The sequence below is a fragment of the Gammaproteobacteria bacterium genome (assembly GCA_028817255.1).
Classification (GTDB): domain Bacteria; phylum Pseudomonadota; class Gammaproteobacteria; order Porifericomitales; family Porifericomitaceae; genus Porifericomes; species Porifericomes azotivorans.
In genome coordinates this window covers 1-4,677 of the sequence record JAPPQA010000112.1, presented here as the reverse complement: position 1 = coordinate 4,677, position 4,677 = coordinate 1, and the positions used below count along the sequence as shown (strand labels likewise).

The window sequence follows — 4,677 nt, the reverse complement described above, 5'->3', positions numbered from 1 at the left end:
ACGCCCGAGTGGCGGGTGTGGTCTTGGCCAGCTTGTGCAACTTAATGTCCATCTTTGAGCCTCCTCTTTACATACTCGATACCGGACTGGATAGAAGGAGAGTATATGCAATCAGTGGGGGGAAGCGGCGGTTGCGATTCCCGTGTCCGCTGGGGGAAGGAGGCGCCGCTATGCCCCCCACCGGCGCGACTTCGGGCTGCGCCCTCGTCTTGCCGACTCCCCCTCAAGGGGGGGAGTGATTGGGGGGGAGCGATGCGCCGGGCGCGGCGGCAGGGATTTCCACCAGCGTGGCCGGCTGCGCGCGGGCCGGGTTGCGCAACGGGTGCAGGCGGAAGGAGACCCCCAGGGCCGCCAGTTGCCGCAGTTCGTTCTGCGCCGCGCCGCCGCCCTTGGCCGTCAGCAGGCGGCCTTGCGCCGCGCACAAGGGCGCGGCCAGGCGGTAGCAGCGGTCGAGGCGGGTCAGCGCCCTGCAGACGACCGTGACGAAGCCGGCGGCGGGGCGGTAGCGCTCGGCCCGCTCGCGCACCACTGCCACGTGTTCCAGCCGCAGCTCGAGCACGGCCTGGCGCAGGAAGCGGGCGCATTTCAGGCGGCTGTCCAGCAGTACCCAGCGGGTCCGGGGCAGGGCCAGGGCCAGCGGCAGGCCGGGGAAACCGGCGCCCGAGCCCAGGTCCAGGCAGCTGGGACCGCGCACGTGGGGCAGGAAGGCAAGGCTGTCGAATACGTGGCGGGACAGGATGCGGCGGGGGTCCCGGTCGCCGACCAGGTTGTAGCTGCGGTTCCAGAACAGCAATAACTCCAGATAGGCAATCAATTTTTGCCGCAGGTCCCGGTTCCCGGCCAGCCCCAGCCGGCGCAGGCCGTCGGCCAGCGGCGCCTCCAGGAGCGCGCCCGCTCCCGCCCCTGTTCCCGCCCCGATTCCCGCCCCCGGCGGGCCGTCGGCCCGCGTCGCGCGCCGTGCCTTGCCGGGTCCCTCGCCGCGCGCGGGCCGCCGCCTGCCATTCGCTTCCGCCGCGCCCCCGCCGTCCCGCCGCCGGCCCGCGCGCCGCATCATGCGCAGCCGCGCAACTTCCTCAGATGCACCCGCAGCAGGGAGATGGAGGCGGCGGTCACGCCGTGGATGCGGGAGGCCTGGCCCAGGGTGGCGGGGCGCAGCCGCTCCAGCCATTGCCGCGCCTCGGTGGAAAGCCCCTGCACGTTGGCGTAATCCAGCCGCGGCGGCAGCGTTGTCGTCTCGTCGCCGCGGCCGCGCGCGATCTCGCGTTGCTGCCGTTTCAGGTAGCCGCTGTACTTCGCCTGCGTCTCCAGTTGCGCCGCGACCTCCGGCGCGACCTCCGCGTCCTCCCGGCCCGCCAGCCGCATAAGCTCGCGGTGAGAGACGCCCGGGCGGCGCAGCAATTCCATCAGGGTGCAACCGCGGGCCGCCTTGCCGCCTGCCGGGCGCATAGCCGCCGGCAGTTCGGCCCCGGCCTGCTCCAGGCAGGTTTCTTCCAGGTAGCGCCGCTCCCGCTCCAGGGCCTCGCGCTTGCTCTGGAAGCGCCGCCAGCGCGCCTCCGTCACCAGGCCCAGTTCTCTTCCCGCCGGGGTCAGCCGCAGGTCTGCGTTGTCCTCGCGCAGCAGCAGGCGGTGCTCGGCGCGGCTGGTGAACATGCGGTAAGGCTCGACCACGCCGCGGGTCACCAGGTCGTCTATCAGCACGCCGATATACGCCTGATCCCGGCGCGGGTACCAGGGTTCTCTCCCGGCGGCCCGCCGGGCGGCGTTCAGGCCGGCGATCAATCCCTGCGCCGCCGCTTCTTCGTAGCCGGTGGTGCCGTTAATCTGGCCGGCAAAGTAGAGGTTGGCGAGACAGCGGGTCTCCAGCCAGGGATGCAGGCCGCGGGGGTCGAAGAAGTCGTATTCGATGGCGTACCCCGGCCGGGTGATGCGCGCCCTTTCCAGCCCGCGGATCGAGCGCAGCGCCTCTTGCTGGACGGGGAACGGCAGGCTGGTGGAAATGCCGTTGGGATAGACTTCGATGCTGTCCAGCCCCTCCGGCTCCAGGAAGATTTGGTGCGATTCCCGCTCGGCGAAGCGCGTGACCTTGTCCTCGATGGAGGGGCAGTAGCGGGGCCCCGGGCCGGAGATGCTGCCGTCGTACAGGGGCGAGCGGTCCAGCGCGGCGCGGATGATGTCGTGGGTGCGCGGGTTGCTGCGGGTGATGTGGCAGGAGACCTGGCGGGGGTGTTCCGCCGCGCTGCCGAGGAAGGAGAATACCGGCGTCGGGCAGTCGCCCCGCTGTTCCTCCAGGATGCGGTAGTCCACGCCGCGGCCGTCCAGACGCGGCGGCGTGCCGGTCTTCAGGCGCCGGGTGCGGAAGGGCAGCTCCCGCAGCCGCGCGGCCAGTTCGGACGCGGCCGGGGCGCCGGCGCGCCCGCCGCTGTAGTTTTCGCCGCCGATATGGATGCGCCCGCCCAGGAAGGTGCCCACGGTTAGCACCACCGTCCGGGCGGCGAAGCGCAGCCCCAGGCGGGTGTCCACGCCCCGCACTTCCCCGCCGGCAACCACCAGGTCGCGCACCTCCTGCTGGAACAGCAGCAGGTTGTCGCGGGCCTGCAATGCCTGCCGCGCCGCGCGCCGGTACAGATCGCGGTCAATCTGCGCCCGGGTGGCGCGCACGGCGGCGCCCCGGGAGGCGTTCAGGATGCGAAACTGAATGCCGCAACGGTCGGCCAGGCGCGCCATGGCCCCGTCCAGGGCGTCAATCTCGCGCGCCAGATGCCCCTTGCCGATGCCGCCCAGCGCCGGATTGCAGGACATCTGGCCCAGCGAGTCCAGGGCCTGCGTGAGCAGCAGGGTGCGGGCGCCCAGACGCGCCGCCGCCAGCGCCGCCTCCGTGCCGGCGTGGCCGCCGCCGACGACAATCACGTCGAAGCGTTCCCGCGCGCCGTTCATGACGCCGGCGCGTCTGGCTCCAGGGCCTCGCGCAGGGCCTCCGGCAGGACCTGACTGGCGACGTGGATCCCGGCGTTGTAATACGAGGTGGGGAATTCTTTCTCCCTCGCGTCTTGTTCGCGGAAGCCGTCGAAGGGCCGCCCCTTGCGCGCCATGCTGGCCGTCCACCAGCCCGAGGGATAGCTGCAGGCCGGGAACAGTACGGTGCGCACTTCGGCGAAGCCGGCGCGCTGCAAGGCGTCTTGCGTCTGGCGCAAAAAATCGAGATCCAGCAGCGGCGACTCCGTCTGCGCCGTCAGGATGCCGCCGGGGCGCAGCGCCCGCAGGCAATCGCGGTAGAAGGGCTCCGAGAACAGGCGCCGGGCCGGGCCGACCGGGTCCGGGGTGTCCAGCACCAGCACGTCCAGGGTGCGCTCCCCGGCCCGCGCCAGCCAGGCGACGGCATCGTCGAAGATCATCCGCACCCGGGGGTCGCCGTTGGCCGCGCATAACTCGGGGAAGAAACGCTCGGCGGCGCGCACTACCCGTTCGTCCAGCTCCACCTGGGTGATGGAGGCCACCTCGCGGTGCTTGGCGATCTCGCGCAGGCTGCCGCAGTCGCCGCCGCCCGCTATCAGCACGTCGCGCGGCGCGGGATGCGAAAACAGCGGCGTATGCGTCATCATTTCGTGGTAGATGTAGTTGTCGCGCGCGGTCAGCATGATGATGCCGTCCAGCAGCAGCAGGTTGCCGAAGGTCTCGGTCTCATAGACTGCGATGTGCTGGTGGGGCGTGCGCTCTTCGTGCAGTTTGCGGCGCAGTTTGAGGGAGGTAGCCAGGCCGTCGCCCTCGGTGAACTCGGAAAACCACTCCCGGTTTAGCACGGCGCCGTCCCCCGGCGCCCGGAAATGCCGCGCATCGGGCTCAACCGGCCTGCAGGTACTCGTCTTTCAGCCGCATGTAATGGAGTGCGGAATATTCCAGGTATTCCATTTCCTGCAACCGCAGCCGCCGCTGGCGGCGCGCCGGCACGCCGCAATACAGGTAGCCCTCTTGCAGCCGCTGCCCCGAGGTCACCAGCGCCCCGGCGCCGACCATCAGCCGCTGTTCCAGCACGGCGCCGTCCATCACGGTGGCCGCCATGCCGACCAGGCAGTGGTCGCCCACCTTGCAGGCGTGCAGGATGGCGCGGTGGCCGACGGTGACGTACTGGCCGACCCGCAGCGAGAAGCCGCCGGGGGAATACTTGCTGTCGTGGGTTCCGTGCAGGACCGCGCCGTCCTGAATGTTGCTGCCCTGGCCGATGACGATGGAGTTCACATCGCCGCGCACCACGGCCATCGGCCAGATCGAGACATCCTCGTCCACCCGCGCGTCGCCGAGCACCAGCGCGGTGTCGTCCACATAGGCCGACTGCGCCACCTTGGGCCGTTTTCCCTGGTATTCCCGGATCGGCATGTTCGTCGTTCTCCTCTATTCGCGCGCCTGCTCATGGCGCATCCTCATGCGCGGCATTCACTGCGACCATGACCTCGCCCGACCATGACCTCGCCCCTGTCGCAGGCGGTCATTTTAGCAACAAATCTCCGGGGGCGGCACGGGGCGCGGGGACGCCTGCCGACCGTTACGCAATCCAGGGGAAAAGATTCCCATCCCCGCCATTCCCGCGCACCCCCTCGCCATTCCCGCGCAGAGCTTGCCCCTGGCTTGAACAGGGGCGGGAATCCAGCGTATAAAGCGCGCGCTTCGCGCTCCTTCAGGGCG

General features: G+C 70.4%; 4 protein-coding genes. All 4 read right to left on the bottom strand.

The genetic code is table 11. The features are described from left to right. Positions 1 to 223: 223 nt before the first annotated feature. Genes rsmG through OXU43_05105 form a run of 4 tightly spaced genes read right to left on the bottom strand, consistent with a single transcriptional unit; the run spans position 224 to position 4,371 of the window. Positions 224 to 1,054: a 16S rRNA (guanine(527)-N(7))-methyltransferase RsmG gene (gene rsmG, locus OXU43_05120; protein ID MDD9824532.1), complete on the bottom strand. Its 831-nt coding sequence runs from the start codon at positions 1,052 to 1,054 to the stop codon at positions 224 to 226. Continuing rightward, positions 1,051 to 2,934 carry a tRNA uridine-5-carboxymethylaminomethyl(34) synthesis enzyme MnmG gene (gene mnmG, locus OXU43_05115; protein ID MDD9824531.1) on the bottom strand — a complete coding sequence of 628 codons (1,884 nt, stop codon included), beginning with the start codon at positions 2,932 to 2,934 and terminating at the stop codon, positions 1,051 to 1,053. The genes rsmG and mnmG overlap by 4 nt, the downstream gene beginning before the upstream one ends. Then, positions 2,931 to 3,797 carry a polyamine aminopropyltransferase gene (speE, locus tag OXU43_05110; GenBank protein ID MDD9824530.1) on the bottom strand — a complete coding sequence of 289 codons (867 nt, stop codon included), beginning with the start codon at positions 3,795 to 3,797 and terminating at the stop codon, positions 2,931 to 2,933. The genes mnmG and speE overlap by 4 nt, the downstream gene beginning before the upstream one ends. 40 nt (positions 3,798 to 3,837) lie before the next feature. Continuing rightward, positions 3,838 to 4,371 (bottom strand): gamma carbonic anhydrase family protein, encoded by a 534-nt coding sequence (locus tag OXU43_05105; protein ID MDD9824529.1) that lies wholly within the window; start codon positions 4,369 to 4,371, stop codon positions 3,838 to 3,840. Positions 4,372 to 4,677: the final 306 nt, after the last annotated feature.